14 protein-coding genes and 1 pseudogene are annotated in these 18,076 nt (G+C 63.7%); 10 read left to right on the forward strand and 5 right to left on the reverse strand.

All coding sequences use genetic code 11. The annotated features are described in order from the left end of the window. Positions 1-6 precede the first annotated feature (6 nt). From A9D60_RS22005 to A9D60_RS22015, 3 genes are all read left to right on the forward strand, one after another. Positions 7-1,008: a type II secretion system F family protein gene (locus A9D60_RS22005; RefSeq protein ID WP_065269577.1), complete on the forward strand. Its 1,002-nt coding sequence runs from the start codon at positions 7-9 to the stop codon at positions 1,006-1,008. A 571-nt stretch (positions 1,009-1,579) separates the two neighbouring features. Next, complete coding sequence (locus A9D60_RS26730) at positions 1,580-2,098, forward strand: helix-turn-helix transcriptional regulator (RefSeq protein WP_175393014.1); 519 nt, start codon at positions 1,580-1,582, stop codon at positions 2,096-2,098. Continuing rightward, positions 2,095-2,577, forward strand: a complete 483-nt coding sequence (locus A9D60_RS22015) for a prepilin peptidase (RefSeq protein WP_065269579.1) — start codon at positions 2,095-2,097, stop codon at positions 2,575-2,577. The genes A9D60_RS26730 and A9D60_RS22015 overlap by 4 nt, the downstream gene beginning before the upstream one ends. 21 nt (positions 2,578-2,598) lie before the next feature. Here A9D60_RS22015 and A9D60_RS22020 read toward each other — a convergent pair whose 3' ends face one another. After that, positions 2,599-3,057: an Lrp/AsnC family transcriptional regulator gene (locus A9D60_RS22020; RefSeq protein WP_065269706.1), complete on the reverse strand. Its 459-nt coding sequence runs from the start codon at positions 3,055-3,057 to the stop codon at positions 2,599-2,601. A 115-nt stretch (positions 3,058-3,172) separates the two neighbouring features. On the opposite strand from A9D60_RS22020, the gene A9D60_RS22025 reads away from it, so the two are divergent. Next, positions 3,173-4,375, forward strand: a complete 1,203-nt coding sequence (locus tag A9D60_RS22025; RefSeq protein ID WP_065269580.1) for a methionine gamma-lyase — start codon at positions 3,173-3,175, stop codon at positions 4,373-4,375. Positions 4,376-4,385: 10 nt separating this feature from the next. Further along, a complete protein-coding gene (locus A9D60_RS22030; protein WP_065269581.1) occupies positions 4,386-6,770 on the forward strand; it encodes a transketolase in 2,385 nt (794 codons plus the stop codon). 73 nt (positions 6,771-6,843) lie between these two features. Here the strand turns inward: A9D60_RS22030 and A9D60_RS22035 are convergent, their stop codons facing one another. After that, positions 6,844-9,132, reverse strand: a complete 2,289-nt coding sequence (locus A9D60_RS22035) for an arginine/lysine/ornithine decarboxylase (RefSeq protein WP_065269582.1) — start codon at positions 9,130-9,132, stop codon at positions 6,844-6,846. 166 nt (positions 9,133-9,298) lie between these two features. Here A9D60_RS22035 and A9D60_RS22040 point away from each other — a divergent pair, with 166 nt between their 5' ends. Together A9D60_RS22040 and A9D60_RS22045 are read left to right on the forward strand one after the other, a co-directional pair. Beyond that, positions 9,299-9,751, forward strand: a complete 453-nt coding sequence (locus A9D60_RS22040; RefSeq protein ID WP_065269707.1) for a MarR family winged helix-turn-helix transcriptional regulator — start codon at positions 9,299-9,301, stop codon at positions 9,749-9,751. 16 nt (positions 9,752-9,767) lie between these two features. Further along, positions 9,768-12,964 (forward strand): annotated as a pseudogene (locus A9D60_RS22045) (2Fe-2S iron-sulfur cluster-binding protein). A gap of 120 nt (positions 12,965-13,084) precedes the next feature. On the opposite strand, the gene A9D60_RS22050 reads toward A9D60_RS22045, so the two are convergent. Next, positions 13,085-13,477, reverse strand: coding sequence for a hypothetical protein (locus A9D60_RS22050; RefSeq protein ID WP_065269583.1), 393 nt, complete (start codon positions 13,475-13,477; stop codon positions 13,085-13,087). A 53-nt stretch (positions 13,478-13,530) separates the two neighbouring features. Then, a complete protein-coding gene (locus tag A9D60_RS22055; protein WP_065269584.1) occupies positions 13,531-14,997 on the reverse strand; it encodes a sulfatase-like hydrolase/transferase in 1,467 nt (488 codons plus the stop codon). 121 nt (positions 14,998-15,118) lie between these two features. Between A9D60_RS22055 and A9D60_RS22060 the strand changes: the two genes are divergently transcribed. The 3 genes from A9D60_RS22060 (at position 15,119) to A9D60_RS22070 (ending at position 17,637) form a co-directional block, all read left to right on the forward strand. After that, complete coding sequence (locus tag A9D60_RS22060) at positions 15,119-15,964, forward strand: LysR family transcriptional regulator (RefSeq protein ID WP_065269585.1); 846 nt, start codon at positions 15,119-15,121, stop codon at positions 15,962-15,964. A 208-nt stretch (positions 15,965-16,172) separates the two neighbouring features. Then, positions 16,173-17,375, forward strand: a complete 1,203-nt coding sequence (locus tag A9D60_RS22065) for a GTP-binding protein (protein ID WP_441295069.1) — start codon at positions 16,173-16,175, stop codon at positions 17,373-17,375. Then, positions 17,368-17,637: a DUF6525 family protein gene (locus tag A9D60_RS22070; RefSeq protein WP_083194318.1), complete on the forward strand. Its 270-nt coding sequence runs from the start codon at positions 17,368-17,370 to the stop codon at positions 17,635-17,637. The genes A9D60_RS22065 and A9D60_RS22070 overlap by 8 nt, the downstream gene beginning before the upstream one ends. Before the next feature lie 17 nt (positions 17,638-17,654). On the opposite strand, the gene A9D60_RS22075 is transcribed toward A9D60_RS22070, so the two are convergent. Continuing rightward, complete coding sequence (locus A9D60_RS22075; protein WP_065269587.1) at positions 17,655-18,032, reverse strand: winged helix-turn-helix transcriptional regulator; 378 nt, start codon at positions 18,030-18,032, stop codon at positions 17,655-17,657. Between the last annotated feature and the right edge of the window lie 44 nt (positions 18,033-18,076).

Below are 18,076 nucleotides of genomic sequence, written 5' to 3' on the forward strand. Positions count from 1 at the left end.
TCTGCCATGGACACGTTCGTCACAGGATTCTTGACACAAACCGGGCTGGCCCCCGGCGCATTGGCCGCCGCCGCTGTGGCTGCGGCGGTGCTGCTGCTCTACTTCGGTGCTGCCGCCAGCCTGGCCCGGAAATCGCCCGCTGCGGCGCGGCTGTCGTCGCTGGGCGAAGCCCGCCGCCGCCATTCCCGCGATCTGGCACTGCTGAAGGCGCCGGCTGACCAGCCTGGCGGGCTGATGAAGGCCTTTGTTCCTGCCAGTCTGACGGAACGCTCGGGACTGGAGAATAAGCTCTCGCAGGCCGGGTTCTCGCAAGCCGGGGCGCTGCGCACTTTCACTCTGATCCGGGTTTTGCTGGGGCTGGCGCTGCCGGGTGTGCTGTTGCTGGTCATTGCGGCCGTCAAGACACCGGGCTTGCTGCCGCCCAATCCGGTTACCGCCCAGGTGGCGGGCTGGACCAACATGCAGGTCTTCCAGGCGCTGAGCGGTCTTGTGGGGGCGGGCTTCTTCGGCCCGGTCTATGTGCTGAACGCCCGCGCCGCTGCCCGCCGCCGCCGGATTGAGGACGCTTTTCCCAACGCGCTGGACCTGATGCGCATTTCGGTGGATTCCGGGCTGGGCTTTGACGCCGCCATGACCCGGGTCGGCAACGAACTGGCGCTGGTTTCGCCGGATCTGGCTTTTGAACTGCTCAGCGTGCAGCGGCAGATTCAGGCGGGCCGGGCGCGGCAGGATGCGCTGCTCGATATGGCCGGGCGCACCGGGGTCGAGACGGTCCGGTCGTTTGCCAATGTGGCCCTGCAGTCAATGCAGTTCGGCACCAGCATGGCGTCGGCGCTGGCCACATATTCCGAGGATCTGCGCAACCAGCGGGAAATGCGCGCGCAGGAAATGGCCAGCAAGCTGCCGGTCAAGATGTCGGCGGTTCTGGCCTCCCTGATGCTGCCTGCGCTGATCATGATCACTATCGGCCCGGTCGTAATCCGTTATGTCCGCTTCATTGCAAACTGATTCGAAATCAGCTTGGACAATTGCTGTTTCTGGCTGCAATTGGTTCAGTAAAACATGTTCCAAAGACTGAATGAGTCGCCCTAAAATTGTAAATTTGCGCGGCTGGCCGCATTTTTCGTCAAATTCTTGACGCAATTGAATGAACCGGCCAGCATGAGGGGACACAATAGGGAGTTGATTGGTACGGGCGCTTGCTAAGTTACTAAAAGCGCTATGTTAAAAGTTAATATTGCTGTGGGGGATGCGCGTTATGGGGACCAATGCGCTATTTGACACCCACACCATTCGGGCTGCTGAGGCCGGAATGATCGCGCCAATTGCGCGATGGTGTGAGTGTTTGCACGGCTGTGCGCCTTTCAGGGACGCGTTGAGCGGACTGGCGGCGGCCATTAAAGGCGAAGCAGCTGCAATTTGCAGGGTATCAACCGGCCAGGGCCGGGCTTCCGGATCAGTTTTCTTTGACAGGGCTGCGGGCAGCGGGAACGGACTGCCATTAGAGCGCTCCTTTGCCCGCTCGGTTCTGGGCAGTTATCTGGACAAGGCCAAACCCGGTGCGATCTGGTACAAATCCATGAGCGATGAAGCGGCGGATCCGGTTCTGGACCGGTTCCATATGTCCCGCAAATTGGTGGAGCTGGCGGTGATCCCGCTGTCGTCCGGCAAGCAGCACACCGATTTCCTGGAAATTCATTTCTCAACCCGGCCCGGTGCGGTGCAGCAGGCGCTGCTGAACATCATTTCCGGCACCCTGGTGCGGACATGGACCAACCGCTCGCCAGGGCTCTACGCCGAGGCTTGCCTGACAGAGCGGCGCGCGGCCCGCGGGGCCGGTGTCCAGGCGCATCTGCTGAGCATGGACAACCCGGCCCAGCTGAGCCGCGCCGAATACCGCGTTTGCGTTCTGTTGAGCAAAGGGCAGACAGCCAAGCGCGTGCAAGCCGACCTTGGGATCTCGAAATCGACGCTGCGCACTCATCTGCGCAACATCTACGCCAAGACCCAGACCGGCAACATGAGCGAGCTGGTTTACCGGCTGGTTTCGGTCGACAGCTTCTCAGGGCAGGTGCCGCGGCGCAATTCGGCCGCATGACGGGGGGGACGGATCTCCTGCCGCTGGCAGCGGCAATGCCGGTTCTGATCCTGGCTGCAGCGGGGGATCTGCGGCACCTTCGGATATCCAACCGGCTGATGCTGGCAATGGCGGCGGTCTTTCTGCTGACAGGGCCGATGCTGCCGCTGGCGGAAACCGGGCTGCGCCTGGTGGCGGCTGCCGTGGTCTTCGCTTTGTGCTTTGCGCTGTTCTGCGGCGGGGTGCTGGCGGGGGGGGACGTCAAGATGATGGCACTGGCCATGCTGTTTGTGCCGTCCTCCGCGCTGGCCGCCTTTGGCTGGAGTTTCAGCGCTGCAATGCTCACCGTGCCCTTGGCTTTGATGCTGCTGGGCCGGACAGAGGCCGCCGCCGGCTGTCGGCATTGGGCCTCGCTTCAGACGCCAGGGAAATTGCCGATGGGGGCGGCCATTTCCCTGGCGCTGATGCTCTTGCTGATTGTCCAGGCCGCCAAGGTCTGACCCTGAAAGGCTGCAGAAGCCTCAGCGGGCAGGCGGAAACACTGCCGTCCGCTTGACCGTTCCATAGACAAAACTGGTGTCGATGGAGGCGATGCCGCCAACCGGGTGGATGCGGGTGCGGATGAATTCCTCATAGGCCTCCAGATCCGGCACCAGAACCCGCAGCTGATAATCCATCGCGCCGGTCAGGACGTGGCACTCCAGCACTTCGTCGATCAATTGCATCTTGCGCTCGAAATTCTTCACATCCGCCTCGCCGTGCCGCTCCAGCTTGATGCGGACAAAGACGGTGATCGGCAGCCCGTAGGATTTGGCATCAACCACCGCGCTGTAGCCCTGGATCACTCCCTGCGCCTCCAGATTGCGCACCCGCCGCAAACAGGGGGAAGGGGAGAGGTTCACCGCCTCCGCCAGATCCTGGTTGGTCATCCGCCCGTCGCGTTGCAGGACGCGGATGATCTGGCGGTCCTTGCTGTCCATTTTGCACTCCTGTTTGGCAGATTCTGCCAACATCAATACCTGTGCAGAAATATTTCGCAATCCATTGCCGCAAAAACAATCGGATGATGCCTGCAACAACAGACAGGAGCATCCCATGAAAACCTCCGGCGGCTTTGCCACCCGTGCCATCCACCACGCCTATGACCCGCAGGACAACGAAGGCGCGCTGACGCCGCCGCTGCACCTGACCTCGACCTTCACATTTGAGACCGCAGAGGCCGGCGGCGAGATGTTCGCAGGCGAGCGCCAGGGCCATATCTACAGCCGGATCTCCAACCCGACCTGCGACCTGCTGGAGCAGCGGATCGCTACGCTGGAAGGCGCCGAGGCGGGTCTGGCGCTCAGCAGCGGCATGGGTGCGATCACTGCGGTTCTGTGGACGTTGCTCAGCCCAGGTGACGAGGTGATCGTGGACAAGACGCTTTACGGCTGCACCTTTGCCTTCATGCGCCACGGGCTGGCGAAATGGGGCGTCACCATCACCCATGTAGACATGACCGACATGGAAAACCTGCGCGCGGCTGTCTCGGACAAGACCCGCGTGGTCTATTTCGAGACCCCGGCCAACCCCAACATGCGGCTGGTGGACATCGCGGCGGCATCTGAAATCGCCCATGCCGCCGGCGCGCAGGTGGTGGTCGACAACACCTATGCCACCCCCTATCTGACCCGCCCGATTGAGCTGGGCGCCGACATCGTGCTGCATTCCGCCACCAAATACCTGGGCGGCCACGGCGATGTAGTGGCAGGCCTGGTCGTCGGCACCGCCGAGCAGATCGGCGAAATCCGCCTGGTCGGCATGAAGGACATGACCGGCGCAGTGATGGCGCCCTTCAATGCCATGCTGATCCTGCGCGGCCTCAAGACCCTGGCGCTGCGGATGGACCGGCATTGCGCATCCGCCGAGACCGTGGCCGATTTTCTGGCCGCCCACCCGGCGGTGAAGTCGGTGTCCTTCCCGGGGCACGATAGCTTTGCCCAGGCCGATGTCGCCAAGCGCCAGATGGCACAGCCCGGTGCCATGATCGCCTTTGAGGTCAAGGGCGGGCTGCAGGGCGGCATCGCCTTCATGAACGGTCTGCAGATGATCCAGCGCGCAGTGTCGCTGGGCGATGCGGAAACGCTGATCCAGCATCCGGCCTCGATGACCCATTCGACCTATACTCCGGAAGAGCGCGCCGAGCACGGCATCAGCGACGGGCTGATCCGCCTCTCGGTGGGGCTGGAGGATGTGGCCGACATCCTGGCCGACCTGGAACAAGCCTTGCCCGCCCCCGTGCAGCACGCCGCCGAGTAAGGAGAGAGCCATGCGCCCCGATCTGACCCACCTCAAGACCATTGAGCAGCGACTGTTGTGGCTGTCGCATTGGATGATCCACAACGCGAACCACATCCGCCCCAAGGCGGACGGGATCAAGATCGGGGGGCATCAGGCTTCTTCGGCCTCCATGGTGTCGATCATGACGGCACTTTATTTCTCGGCGCTGAAGCCCGGCGACCGTGTGGCGGTGAAACCGCATGCCTCGCCCGTTTTTCACGCGATGCAGTACCTGATGGGCAACCAGACGCGCGAGAAGATGGAGAACTTCCGCGGCTTCGGCGGAGTGCAAAGCTATCCCAGCCGGACCAAGGACGTGGATGACGTGGACTTCTCCACCGGTTCTGTCGGCCTGGGCGTCGGCATCACCGCGCTGGCATCGATGGTACAGGACTTCATTACCGCCAAGGACTGGGGCCAGGACGCCCGCACCGGCCGCATGGTGGCGCTGGCAGGCGACGCCGAGCTGGACGAGGGCAACATCTACGAGGTGCTGCAGGAAGGCTGGAAGAACGATCTGCGCAATACCTGGTGGATCATCGACTACAACCGCCAGTCGCTGGACGGCATCGTCCGCGAGGGCCTGTTCGAGCGGATCGAGAAGATCTTTGACGCCTTCGGCTGGGACGTGGTGCGGGTGAAATACGGCACCCTGCAGCGCGCCGCATTCGAGGAGCCGGGCGGCGAAGCCTTGCGCGCCTGGATCGACGCCTGCCCGAACCAGCAGTATTCCGCGCTCACCTACATGGGCGGCGCGGTCTGGCGGCAGCACCTGATGGACGATCTGGGCGACCAGGGCGATGTCAGCGCGCTGATTGGCAGGCGCAGTGACGAGGAACTGGCCGAGCTGATGGAAAACCTCGGCGGCAACTGCGTCGAGACGATGGCGGATGTGTTCGCTTCCATCGACCACGACCGCCCGGTTTGCTTCCTGGCCTATACGGTCAAGGGCTGGGGCACCCCGATTGCTGGCCACAAGGACAACCACGGCGGGTTGATGACCAAGGCGCAGATGGCGGAGTGGCAGGCCCATATGGGGGTGGAGGAAGGGGAGGAATGGGAGCCCTTCGCCACCGTCTCCGACCCCGCCGCGCTGCAGGATTTCTTGCGGCAGGTGCCGTTCTTCGCCGAAGGCCCGCGCCGCCATTTCGACGCGCCGCTGCCGGTGCCGGCGATTGCCATCGACACCACCCGCGAAATCTCCACCCAGATGGCCTTTGGTAAGATCCTCGACGACCTGTCCAAGGGGGACAGCGAGCTGGCGGCGCGGATCCTGACCACCTCGCCCGATGTGACCGGAACCACCGGGCTTGGCCCCTGGGTCAACCGGCGCAAGCTGTTTGCCCGTGAGGTACAGCGGGATGCCTTTATCGAGCACCGCATCCCCTCCACCGCGAAATGGAACTTCGCCCCCGAGGGCCAGCATCTGGAATTGGGCATCGCGGAGATGAACCTGTTCCTGCTCTTGGGGGCCGCGGGCCTGTCGCATTCGCTGTTCGGCAAGCGGGTGATCCCCATCGGCACCGTCTACGACCCCTTTGTCTGCCGCGGTCTCGATGCGCTGAACTATGCCTGCTACCAGGATGCGCGCTTCATGATCGTTGGCACCCCCTCTGGCGTCACCCTGGCACCCGAAGGCGGCGCGCACCAGTCCATCGGCACGCCGCTCATCGGCATGTCGCAGGACGGGCTGGCGGTGTTTGAGCCTGCCTTTGCAGATGAGCTGGCGGTGATCATGGAATGGGCCTTCGACTATCTGCAGCGCGAAGGCGAGGGCGACCCGGATGAGCGCACCTGGCTGCGCGACGAGACCGGTGGCTCGGTCTATCTGCGCCTCACCACCAGCCCGATGGAGCAACCGGGCAAGCGCGCCGATGAGGACTTCCGCCAGGGGGCCATCGACGGCGGCTACTGGCTGCGCAAACCGGGGCCGAACTGCGATGTGGTGATTGCCTACCAGGGCGCAGTGGCGCCGGAGGCGATCAAGGCCGCGGGCATCATCGGCGAAACCCGCCGCGACGTGGGGGTGCTGGCCGTCACCTCTGCCGACCGGCTGAATGCGGGCTGGACCGCAGCGCAGCGGGCGCGCTCGCGCGGCAATGCCGCCGCCAAGTCCCATATCGAAACGCTGATGGGCGGCCTGCCGCCGCATTGCAAGGTGATCACCGTGATCGACGGCCACCCGGCGACGCTGGCCTGGCTGGGCGGGGTTGCCGGCCACCAGACCGTGCCTTTGGGGGTGGAGCATTTCGGCCAGACCGGCACCATCGGCGATCTCTACCGCCACCACGGGCTGGACGCTGCCGCCATCGTGGCCAAGGTGAACGGGCTGACCGCCGGCAAACGGGTCAGCAACGCCGTGCCGGCCGGGTAAACGCCCGTCTGAGCTTGCTGGAACAGACTGAAGTACAGGGGCGGCCGCACGGAAACACGGCCGCCCTTTTGCGTTATTCCGCCACGCAGTCGGCGAAGTAATGGGTCAGCCCGTCGGGGCCGATTTCCTGCACCAGCCCGTGAATGTCGGTCTCGAACCCCGGGCATTCCCGCCCGAAGGCGCGGTTGAACTTCAAGTATTCCACGATCTTCTTGTTGAACACCTCCCCCGGGATCAGCAGCGGAATACCAGGCGGGTAGGGGGTCACCAGGCTGGTGGTGATGCGCCCCTCCAGATCATCAATCGGCACCCGCTGGGTGGTGCGCCGGGCGATATGGCTGAAGGCATCGCTTGGCTTCATCGCCGGGGTCAGGTCGCTCAGGTACATCTCTGTCGACAGCCGCGCCACGTTGTTCTTGGAATACAGCGCATGCACATGCTGGCACAGGTCGCGCAGGCCCATCTGCTCATACCGCGGCTGGCTGGCGCAGAACTCCGGCATCGCGCGCGGCACGGCCAGGTTGCGGGCAAAGTCGTCCTTGAACTGCTGCAGCGCGCTCAGCAGTGAATTCCAGCGACCCTTGGTGATGCCGATGGTGAACATGATGAAGAAGGAATAGAGCCCGGTCTTCTCTACCACCACGCCGTGCTCGGCCAGGTATTTGGTCACGATCGAGGCCGGAATGCCCCAGTCCTCAAACCGGCCGTCCAGGTTGAGGCCCGGGGTGATGATGGTGGCCTTGATCGGGTCCAGCATGTTGAACCCCGGCGCCATATCGCCAAAGCCGTGCCAGCTGTCCTCGCCGCCCGCCTGCACGCCGTCGGCGTCGGTTTTCCTCAGAACCCAGTCGTTAGTGCTGCCGATGCCGTCCTCGGCCAGATCCTCAGGCCCCCAGACCTGGAACCACCAGTCATCGGCGCCGTATTCCTCATCGACCTTGCGCATGGCGCGGCGGAAATCCAGTGCCTCCATGATGCTTTCCTCGACCAGCGCCGTGCCGCCCGGCGGCTCCATCATCGCCGCCGCCACGTCGCAGCTGGCGATGATCGAATACTGCGGGCTGGTGGAGGTGTGCATCAGGTACGCCTCGTTGAACAGATGTCGGTCCAGCTTGGTCTCCTCGCTGTCCTGCACCAGCACATGGCTGGCCTGGCTGATGCCCGCCAGCAGCTTGTGAATCGACTGGGTGGCATAGGTCACCGAATGCTTGGTGCGCGCCCGCTTGCGGCCCATCGCGTGATAGCTGCCATAGAACGGGTGGAAGGCCGCATGCGGCAGCCAGGCCTCGTCAAAATGCAGGTTCTCGGTATAGCCGTCCAGCTGGCCCTTGATCACCTCGGTATTATAGAGCACCCCGTCATAGGTCGACTGCGTCAGCGTCAGGATCCGCGGTTTCACCGCATCGGCGTCCACGTCCTTCAGCAGCGGGTTGGCGCGGATCTTGTCCTTGATGCTGTCTATTTCGAATTCCGAATGCGGAATCGGGCCGATGATGCCCCAATGATTGCGGGTCGGCTTCAGGAACACCGGGATGGCGCCGGTCATGATGATCGAATGCAGGATTGATTTGTGGCAGTTGCGGTCCACCACCACCACGTCGCCCGGCGCCACCGTGTGATGCCAGACCATCTTGTTGGAGGTCGAGGTGCCATTGGTCACGAAATAGCAGTGATCGGCGTTGAAGATCCGCGCCGCATTGCGTTCCGAGGCGCCAATCGCGCCATTGTGGTCCAGCAGCTGCCCCAGCTCCTCCACCGCGTTGCAGACGTCCGCGCGCAGCATGTTTTCGCCGTAGAACTGGTGGTACATCTGCCCGACCGGGCTTTTCAGGAAGGCCACGCCGCCGGAATGCCCCGGGCAGTGCCAAGAGTAGGATCCGTCCTCGGCATAATCCAGCAGCTTCCTGAAAAACGGCGGCTGTATGCTCTCCAGATAACTCTTTGCCTCGCGGATGATGTGGCGGGCGACAAACTCCGGCGTGTCCTCGAACATATGGATGAAGCCATGCAGCTCGCGCAGAATGTCGTTGGGCAGGTGGCGGCTGGTCTTGGTCTCGCCGTAGATGTAGATCGGCACATCGGCGTTCTTCCAGCGCACTTCCTCGATAAACGTGCGCAGGGCGACTACCGCGGGGTCCAGATCCGGTCCGGGGGTGAACTCTTCGTCATCGATCGACAGCACAAAGGCGCTGGCGCGGGACTGCTGCTGCGCGTATTGCGACAGGTCGCCATAGCCGGTCACGCCCTGCACCTCGAACCCTTCATCCTCAATGGCCTGTGCCAAGGCACGGATGCCGGAGCCTGAGGAGTTCTCTGAACGGAAATCTTCGTCAATGATGACAATGGGAAAGCGGAATTTCATGCTGGTCTCCTGGGAGCATGCCTGATGTGACGATACAGGCTGCCCGCGATGATGCAACGCCTCGCAGGGCGCAGTTCGCGTTACGTTCATCCGGGGCCGCCGCCAAGAGGGCATGTTCAGAATTCGCTGGCTTTTGACGAGCATATAGTTGACATTGTCAATCATCATGAGTCAGACACGCTTCCACCTGCATCACTCCCTCGGCTACCAGATCACCATGCTTGCGCGTGTGATCGAACGCCGTTTTGAACAGCGCATTGCCGAACACGGTCTGACACGCGTCACCTGGTGCGTGCTGCTGGCTGCAGGGGAGGAGGGACTGGCGACCCCCTCGGAGATCGCTGACTTCATCGGCATCGACCGGACCGCCACATCCCGCGCACTGCGGCAGATGGAGGCACGGGGGATGATCACCCGCTGCAGCAGCGAGGGCGACGGCCGCTCGATCCGGGTAGCGCTGACCGCCGCGGGCCAGGCGGCGCTGCAGGCGGTGCTGCCCATCGCGCAGGAGAACGCCGCGTATTTCGAAGCCAAGCTGAGCGGCGAAGAACTGTCCGCGCTGCGCCAGTCCGCCGCCAGGCTGCTGCAGGACGAGCCGCGCATCGTCGCCAAGCTGTAACTCAAAGGGGCCATCCATGGGCAAATTGTTTTCCTACCGCAACCGGCCCGTGCACCTGGGGCCGTACCCGATGGAGGCCCTGGCACGGCAAGCGGCCCCCGAAGGACTGGATGCACTGCCGCCGCTGGCACAGGTCAGCTTCCGGCGCCCCGATGCACCGCTCTCCCTCGTCAACGGGATGCGCGACTATCAGGCGATGCTGGACGCCACCCGCGAGGGGCTGGTGAAAAAGGAACGCGCAGAAATCCCTTCGGACCCGCAGGAGCGCACCGATCATCTGAAGGCTTTCGGCTATTTCTGCGACGCCTCTCTGGCCGGTGCCTGCGCGGTGCCTTCCGGCGCCTGGCTGGAGGCGCCGCTGGTGAACCCGGATGTGGCGGCGCTTTCGGAAACCCTGCGCAGCAAGCAGACCAAAACCTTCGCCTCCGGCATCGACGTGGTGATGGCTTCCTTGCGCGAGGCGATGCAGGCCCCGCCCGCGGACTGCCGCCACCACACACATGCGCTGGTCTACATCTACGAGTTCCCGCGTGATCCTGAAGCCGGTGAAGATGGTACTGACTGGCTGGCGGATGCGCAGGACCAGCGTGCCTGCCTGCGGGCGGCGGAAACCGTGGTGACGCTCGCCAACTACATCCGCCTTTTGGGCTGGGAAGCGCGCGCGCACACCGGGGCTGCGGCGGATGTGCATCTGGGCAAGCTGGCGGTGAAGGCGGGGCTTGCCACCTATGAGAACGGCGTGCTGACCAACCCGTTCCTTGGCAGCGGCTTCGGCATCGCCGCCGTCACCACGACGCTGGAACTGGCTCCCGATCTGCCGCTGGTGCCGGGGCAGGCGCCGGGCCTCAAATACCGGCTGGGCCTTGGCAGCCACGCCAAAAGCGCAGGCAGCCGCGACCCCTACGCCCAGCGCCGATTCATGGACGGCCCGCACCCGTTCGAGACCCTGAAGCGGGTGGCTGACCCCACCACCTATATCGACGAGGTGAACGTCGCGCGCGTCCCGAAACGCGCAGATATGTTTGCGCGCTCCCTGTTCGGCGACCTCGGCAAAGGCCCGCAGGAGGCGGCGAAGAACGGCAATTACGTTCGCAAATCCTCCTCCGCCTTCGCCTTCCGCTGCTCGCTTGCGGCCTTCGTACTGCTGCAGGACGGCGAGCCCGCGCCGCAGGCTGACACCAGCACCGCCAATGCCGCCCGCAACGCCGCAAATATCAAGGCTGCTGCCTATTTCCTCGGTTGCGACGCAGTAGGCATCTCGCGCTGCCCGGACTGGGCCTACTACTCCCACGATGCAGCAGGTGAAGCGCTGGCGCCCTACCACGAAAATGCCATCAGCATCATCATTGACCAGGGCCATGAAACGATGGAGGGCGCCTCCGGTGACGACTGGATCGCCTGTGCCCAGTCGATGCGTGCCTACTTGCGGTTTTCTCTGCTGGGCGGGGTAATCGCGCAGCAGATCCGCAACCTCGGCTATACCGCCCGGGTGCATTCTGTGATGGACGGCGAGGTGCTGCAGCCACCGCTGTTGCTGCTGTCCGGCCTTGGCGAGGTCTCCCGCATCGGCGAGGTGATCCTGAACCCCTTCCTCGGCCCCCGCCTGAAATCCGGCGCGGTGACGACAAACCTGCCGATGACGCATGACAAGCCGGTCGACTTCGGCCTGCAGCGGTTCTGCGAAGCTTGCAACAAATGCGCCCGCGAATGCCCCTCCGGCGCCATCACCGCCGGGCCCAAGCTGATGTTCAACGGCTATGAAATCTGGAAGTCCGACAGCCAGAAATGCACCACCTACCGTGTTACGGTGCCTGGCGGCGCCATGTGCGGCCGCTGCATGAAGACCTGCCCCTGGAATCTCGAGGGGCTGTTTGCCGAGGCGCCCTTCCGCTGGGCCGCGATGAACCTGCCGGGCAGCGCGCCGCTGCTTGCAAAACTCGACGACGCGCTGGGCAATGGCGAGGTGAACGGCACCAAGAAATGGTGGTGGGATCTGGAGATGGTGGAGGAGGGGCCCTATGCCCCCTCGCAGCATCCTGTGAACGCCCGCAAGCTGTCCAGGGATCTGGATCTGAAGTTCGAGGATCAGACCTTGGCGGTCTACCCTGCACCGCTGGCCCCGCCGCCTTATGCCTGGCCCGCGCCGATGGACCGCGAGGCCGGGATCGCCGCCTATCAGGCGATGATCCCCGCAGCGGAGCACAAGCGCCGCCGCGCGCAGGGCCTGCCGCCGGAGCATGTCTATACCGCCGATCAGGGCGCCGCGCCGGTCATGCGGGTGCGCTTGTCAAAGGTGGAGCATATGACGGAGGCGGTCACTAAGTATGAGTTCTCCCTTCCGGACGGCTCCCCGCTGCCTGCCGCCACTGCAGGTGCCCATATCGACGTGGTCGTCGCGCCGGAGTTCTTCCGGCAGTACTCGCTATCAGGCGACCCGGCGGACCGCTCAAAATACCAGATCGCCGTGCTGCGCGAGGGCGCGGGCCGCGGCGGCTCCCGCCTCCTGCACCGGATCTTTGAAGAAGGCCGGATGGTGTTCATCTCCAAGCCGATAAATCACTTCCCGCTGGTGGAGGATGCCGCCAAATCCTACTTAATGGGCGGCGGCATCGGGGTAACGCCGATGATCGCCATGGCCCACCGCCTGCACGCTTTGGGCCGGGACTTCGAATTCCGCTACTCATGTTCGAAAAGGACAAGTGCTGGGTTCATTGGTGATCTAAAGGCGGTGCCTTGGGTTGAAAAGTGCATCTGCATTTCTCTGACCAAGGCACCCGTGCGGACTTTCGGGAGGTGCTGAAGCACACCCCCGGCAGCCATGTCTACACCTGCGGGCCGGAGGCCTATATGCAGGCGGTGCTGGACGCGGCCGAAGCAAACGGCTTCCCCGAAGACACCCGGCACATGGAGTATTTCACGGTTCCCGAACAGCCCGAATACGAGAACCATCCATTCATCCTGAAGCTGGCGAAATCGGGCCGCAAGATACTGGTGCCAGCGGAGAAGACTGCAACCGAGGCGCTGGCCGAAAGCGGCATCCACGTGGACGTGAAATGCTCCGACGGGATTTGCGGCGTCTGCAAATGCGGACTGGTCTCCGGCGAGGCGGAGCACCGCGATTTCGTGTTGTCGAATAAGCAGCGCAAGGGCAGCATTATCCTCTGCCAGTCCCGCGCGCAGGAGCCGGACGGGGTTCTGGAAATCGATCTCTGAACCGCGGACCGGAGGGGGCGGGCACAATTTTCTTGTAAAAGAAGACTGCCAATAGTTTTCTTGTAAAAGAAGACTGCCAATAGTTTTGTTGAAAACTTTTGCGCGCGGGGCGGAGGCAGGTCAGAACGCCTGCCGCTCTCCCAGCAGATAGCGGGCCACATCCACGTAATCAAACGCCAGCGACACCGCAATCACCGCGTAGACCACCAGGATGATCCGCTGCGGCCAAACGGGCATATCCGCCCGCATCCGCTGCCGCCACAGCCAGACTGCCAAAGGCGTCCAAAGGATCACATGCGGCAGCCCCAAGAGGCGCACATATCCCAGCTGCCCGTAGAGCCAGTAGACCCCGCCTGCCGCCAGCACGCTCGCAGCCACTGTCACCAGACCGGCCAGGCGGCTGGGCTTCCAGATCAGCAGCGCCAGCGGCAGTACAAAGGCGCCCAGAAACAGGATGTTGACCCAGATCTGCACCCACAGCGGCTGGGTTGCAATTGCCTCTTCCAATGTCATGGCACGGCCCTCCCGCCTGCGACCCTAGGCAAGGGCCGTCCGCGCGGCAAGCGCTACAGTGCCGGGCCTTCGCGCATCTTGTCCTGCTCGTCCGGCGTCGGCGTGTGGTTGAATACATAGGCCGTGCGGCAGGCCTCCTCGCCGCCCAGTTCCTCGATCCTGCGGCGCTGGTCGGCAAAGGCGCGGGCGTTCACCTCCTCCGGGTCGCAAATGGCGAGCAGCCGCCGCTTGCCTTCGGCCAGAGCGGCCCTGATCTCCGGATCATTCACCCCGTCCATTGCCCGGTTAACCTGCTCATGCGGATCTGCCTCCAGATCAAACAGCTGCGGCTGCATCCCGGCGTAATAGACGTATTTCCACTTGCCCCAGCGCACCATGAAGGCCCCGGTTTTCGACCCGCCATCGTGGTACTCGCTAAAGCCGGTGCGGCTTTCATCATAGGGCGCATTGGCAATCACGCGCAGCGACATGCCCGGCAGCTCTGCGGCCTCTGCAACGCTGCAGACCTCGCGCGCTGTGGCAGCGATGTCGGTCAAGCTGGTGCAGGTCGCCACCTTATGCCCTGCCGGAACACCTGGCCCGGCGGCAATCATCGGCACCCCGGCCGATTGCTCATACATCACCTGCTTGGTCCAGAACCCCTGATCGCCCATCATGTCTCCATGATCCGAGACGTAAAGGATCACCGTGTTCTCCAGCTGGCCGCTGGTCTCCAGCGCGGCAATCACCCGGCCCGCGCAATGATCCATGAAAGACGTTAGCCCGTAATAGGCCGCCTTGGCCTCGCGCATCTTCTGTTCGTCGAAATAGTCATCGTAGTTGAAGAATTCCGCGATATTGCGCAGTTCCTCATGCTCCGGCAGACCTTGGCCGTAGCCCACTGGCAGGTCCACCTCAGCCGGGTCGTACATGTTGTACCATTCCTCCGGGCAGGTCAGCGGATAGTGCGGGCTGACGAGCGACACAAACGCCGCCCAGGGCTGCTGCTGCCGCTTGGGGTCGGCCAGCCAGGCCTCGGCCGCCTCGGTGATGGCGAGATCGTAATCGGTGTAGGTGCTGGACCCGGTGCCGACATCGCCGGCCAGTTCGGCGGCCGAGTTGTAAGGCGGCGGGTTCTCCCGCAACAGGCCGATCGCCCAGCCCACGCCGCCCACCACATGCATTGGCAGGATTTCTTCGGAAAACCCGTTGTCGTCTTCGCCGGAACGGAAATGCAGCTTGCCGATCGACACCACCTCGCGGTCCGCGTCGCACAGGGCGTGCATCCAGCTGCGCGGGCCGCCGCTGTACGGCGTGGCGCTGTCCCAGTGCCCGGTTTTGTGCACCCAGTTTCCGGTCGCCAGCGCCGCCCGGGTGGGAACGCACATGGGCGAGGGCGTATAGGCCGCTGTGAACACCGTGCCGCGCGCCGCCAGCGCATCCAGGTTTGGCGTTTTCACGATGGGATGTCCCGCGCAGCCCAGCGCATCCTTGCGGTGCTCATCGGAAATAATGACCAGGAAATTCGGCTGCTCGCTCATCGGGTCCTCCCATCCGGCGGCCTGGCCTGCATTGGCCGGGCGGACAGGCTGCAGTGTTCTGGATTTCCGCGGGTCAATCCAATAGATAAATTTGCTATGAAGGCATAAGAAGATTTATGGAATGGCGACACCTCTGAAGTGGCTGCACAACTTCGAAGCCGTAGCCCGGCTCGGCAACATGACACTGGCCGCGCAGGAGGTCGGGCTGACGCAGGCCGCGCTTAGCCAGCAGATGCAAGCGCTGGAAACCCACATGAAACTGCAACTGTTCACCCGTGAGCCGCGCGGGATGTCGCTCACCGCCTCCGGTGCGCAGCTTTACAGCGACGTGTCTCCGGGGCTGGAGCAGATCTCCAATGCTCTGAAACGCTACCGGCAGCCGCAGAGCAGCCGTCTGCGCATCCTCTGCAACGCAAGTTTTGCCTTGCGCTGGCTGATCCCCAATCTGCCCGGGTTCCATGCCCTTCATCCAGGTGTCCAAGTGGAAACCCGCACTGCCCTCTGGCGGCCGGAGCGGCACGGGTACGACCCGGATGCGGAGATCTACCTTGGCGGCCCGGTCCAGCCGGCGCCTGCCGGGGCACTCGTGAAATGCAGCCTTATAGCGGTTCGTGCACCGGGCTGCGCCGAAGAAGGATCGCTTCCTGTCATCCGTATCAGCGGCCAGGAAAGCCTGTTCGAGGAGTGGCTGAGGTCACCGCGTTTCGCGGCCTGCACGATCCGCCAATCCCTTGAAGTCGACAGCGTGCACGCCGCAGTCAGCCTCGCCGGAGATGGTCTCGGCTGGACCCTGTGCCCTTCCTTTCTTGTCCGCGCGGAGCTGCAGACCGGACGGCTGATCGCCGCCGATGCCGATGTGGCGGCACCCAAACGGGCCTATTGGCTGCAGCTGAAGGACCGCCCGAGCGCAGCCGCAGAGGCCTTTCGCGATTGGATCACAGCTGAATTGCCCGCCGGATTGGATTGAGTGCACCCAGGTGCAGCGGGGGCAGTGAAGACTTGCGGGGAAATCAATCAGCTGTTCCGTTTCATCTTTCCAGAAATACTCAAAGCTCCACGGTCTGCGGCAGATGGCCAAGCTTAGGGGAGGGGCAGCCGGTTTCAGCCTTGCAGCCGGACAGACCAGCTGCTATCCACGTAAATCAACTGTTATGATATAACATATGGATTCAGGTGTGATGGATAATAGGCTGCCAGTAACTGTGCTCTCGGGCTTCCTCGGGGCGGGCAAGACCACGCTTTTGAATCACGTTCTGAACAACCGCGCTGGCCGCCGGGTGGCGGTGATCGTCAACGACATGAGCGAGGTGAACATCGACGCGGACCTCGTGCGCGGCGGAACGGAACTGTCACGCCAGGACGAGAAGCTGGTGGAAATGACCAATGGCTGCATCTGCTGCACGCTGCGCGACGACCTGCTGCAGGAGGTGCGCCGCCTCGCCGGCGAGGGGCGCTTTGACTATCTGCTGATCGAGAGCACCGGCATTGCGGAACCGCTGCCGGTCGCCGCGACCTTTGATTTCCGGGATGAGCAGGGCGCCAGCCTGTCTGATGTCGCCCGGCTCGACACCATGGTCACGGTGGTTGACGCGGTGAACCTGCTGCGGGATTTCGCCAGCCATGACTTCCTCAGCGACCGCGGCGAAAGCCTGGGCGCGGAGGACGACCGCACCCTGGTCAACTTGCTGACCGACCAGATCGAATTCGCTGATGTCATCATCCTGAACAAGGTGTCAGACGCAGGCCCGGAACAGACCGCTGCGGCGATGGCGGTCATCAAGGCGCTGAACCCGGATGCTGAGGTGATCCACGCCGATTACTCCGAAGTTGACGGAGACCGCATCTTCGATACCGGCCGCTTCGACTTTGATAAGGCGCATGAACATCCTCTCTGGGCCAAGGAGCTCTATGGCTTCGATCACCATGTGCCGGAAACCGAGGAATACGGGATTTCCTCCTTCGTCTACCGGGCCAAGCGCCCCTTTGACCCCGCCAAGGTCCACGCAGTTCTGAATGGCGATCTGCCGGGGGTAATCCGGGCCAAGGGCCATTTCTGGCTGGCTACCCGCCCCGAATGGGCCGCGGAGTTCTCGCTGGCCGGGGCGGTCTCCTCCGTCCGCCCGCTGGGCCTGTGGTGGGCGGCGGTGCCAACGGAGCGCTGGCCTTCCCATCCTGAGGCCCGGCGGGAATTCCTGCAGAACTGGGATGAGACCTGGGGCGACCGGCGGCAGGAACTGGTGTTCATAGGTGCAGGCCTCGACAAGGAAGCCACAACCGCCCGTCTCGATGCCTGCCTGATGCCGGAAACGGCGGGCGGCTTCGATCCGGCCTGGGCCTCCTTGGACGACCCCTTCCCAAGCTGGCGCCGCGATGGCTGACCGCCGCGCGCGCCGCAATCTGAACTCCCGCCTGAAACGGCGACGCAGGGCAGGGGACCCGATGCAAGCCTATGATGCCTTGCCGCCGGCCCTTCGGCAGTGGCTGGCCTCCGCCTGCCTGCCCTGGAGCCCGGCCTCGGCGCTCAGGATCTGGACCAGGGCGGGCGGCAGCCGAGACCCCGCTGCCGCGGCCGCACGGCTGGACGCCGCTGAACAGGCAATGCTGAAACGGGACGCCCGCGTCTGGGCATTCCGGACCTAGCCGCAAAGGCCGCCGCTTCAGGCGGTTTTTTTCTCCGCTTCAGCTGCAGCGTCGAACTCGGCCCGCGCTGCATCGATCACCGGCAGATGCTCCAGCGCCCACAGTCCCAGCGCCCTGACCGGCTCGCGGAACGACTCGCCCAGCGGCGTCAGCGCATATTCCACCTTGGGCGGGATCGTCGGGTGGTAGGTGCGGCTCACCAGCCCGTCCCTCTCCAACTCGCGCAAGGTCAGACTCAGCATCCGCTGGGAAATCCCCAGATGCCGCTTCAGCGCGTTGAACCGCAGCACGCCGTATTGCGCCAATGAGATCACGATCAGCACGCTCCAGCGGTCGCCGACCCGCGACAGCACCTCGTTGATGCGCCCGCATTCCGGGCATTGACCCTCAGCCATGGCGGTTCCTTCCGTGTTACCGGGGCTCAGAAATGTGCCTTCTT

Origin of the sequence: Leisingera sp. JC1 (assembly GCF_001679925.1) — a bacterium.
GTDB lineage: Bacteria > Pseudomonadota > Alphaproteobacteria > Rhodobacterales > Rhodobacteraceae > Leisingera.

Coding starts and splice junctions, on each gene's coding strand:
- A9D60_RS22015 (WP_065269579.1), top strand. CDS start 2,095: ATGACGGGGGGGACGGATCTCCTGCCGCTGGCAGCGGCAATGCCGGTT.
- A9D60_RS22060 (WP_065269585.1), top strand. CDS start 15,119: ATGGCGACACCTCTGAAGTGGCTGCACAACTTCGAAGCCGTAGCCCGG.
- A9D60_RS22025 (WP_065269580.1), top strand. CDS start 3,173: ATGAAAACCTCCGGCGGCTTTGCCACCCGTGCCATCCACCACGCCTAT.
- A9D60_RS22075 (WP_065269587.1), bottom strand. CDS start 18,032: ATGGCTGAGGGTCAATGCCCGGAATGCGGGCGCATCAACGAGGTGCTG.
- A9D60_RS22040 (WP_065269707.1), top strand. CDS start 9,299: ATGAGTCAGACACGCTTCCACCTGCATCACTCCCTCGGCTACCAGATC.
- A9D60_RS22005 (WP_065269577.1), top strand. CDS start 7: ATGGACACGTTCGTCACAGGATTCTTGACACAAACCGGGCTGGCCCCC.
- A9D60_RS26730 (WP_175393014.1), top strand. CDS start 1,580: ATGAGCGATGAAGCGGCGGATCCGGTTCTGGACCGGTTCCATATGTCC.
- A9D60_RS22070 (WP_083194318.1), top strand. CDS start 17,368: ATGGCTGACCGCCGCGCGCGCCGCAATCTGAACTCCCGCCTGAAACGG.
- A9D60_RS22020 (WP_065269706.1), bottom strand. CDS start 3,057: ATGGACAGCAAGGACCGCCAGATCATCCGCGTCCTGCAACGCGACGGG.
- A9D60_RS22030 (WP_065269581.1), top strand. CDS start 4,386: ATGCGCCCCGATCTGACCCACCTCAAGACCATTGAGCAGCGACTGTTG.
- A9D60_RS22055 (WP_065269584.1), bottom strand. CDS start 14,997: ATGAGCGAGCAGCCGAATTTCCTGGTCATTATTTCCGATGAGCACCGC.
- A9D60_RS22050 (WP_065269583.1), bottom strand. CDS start 13,477: ATGACATTGGAAGAGGCAATTGCAACCCAGCCGCTGTGGGTGCAGATC.
- A9D60_RS22035 (WP_065269582.1), bottom strand. CDS start 9,132: ATGAAATTCCGCTTTCCCATTGTCATCATTGACGAAGATTTCCGTTCA.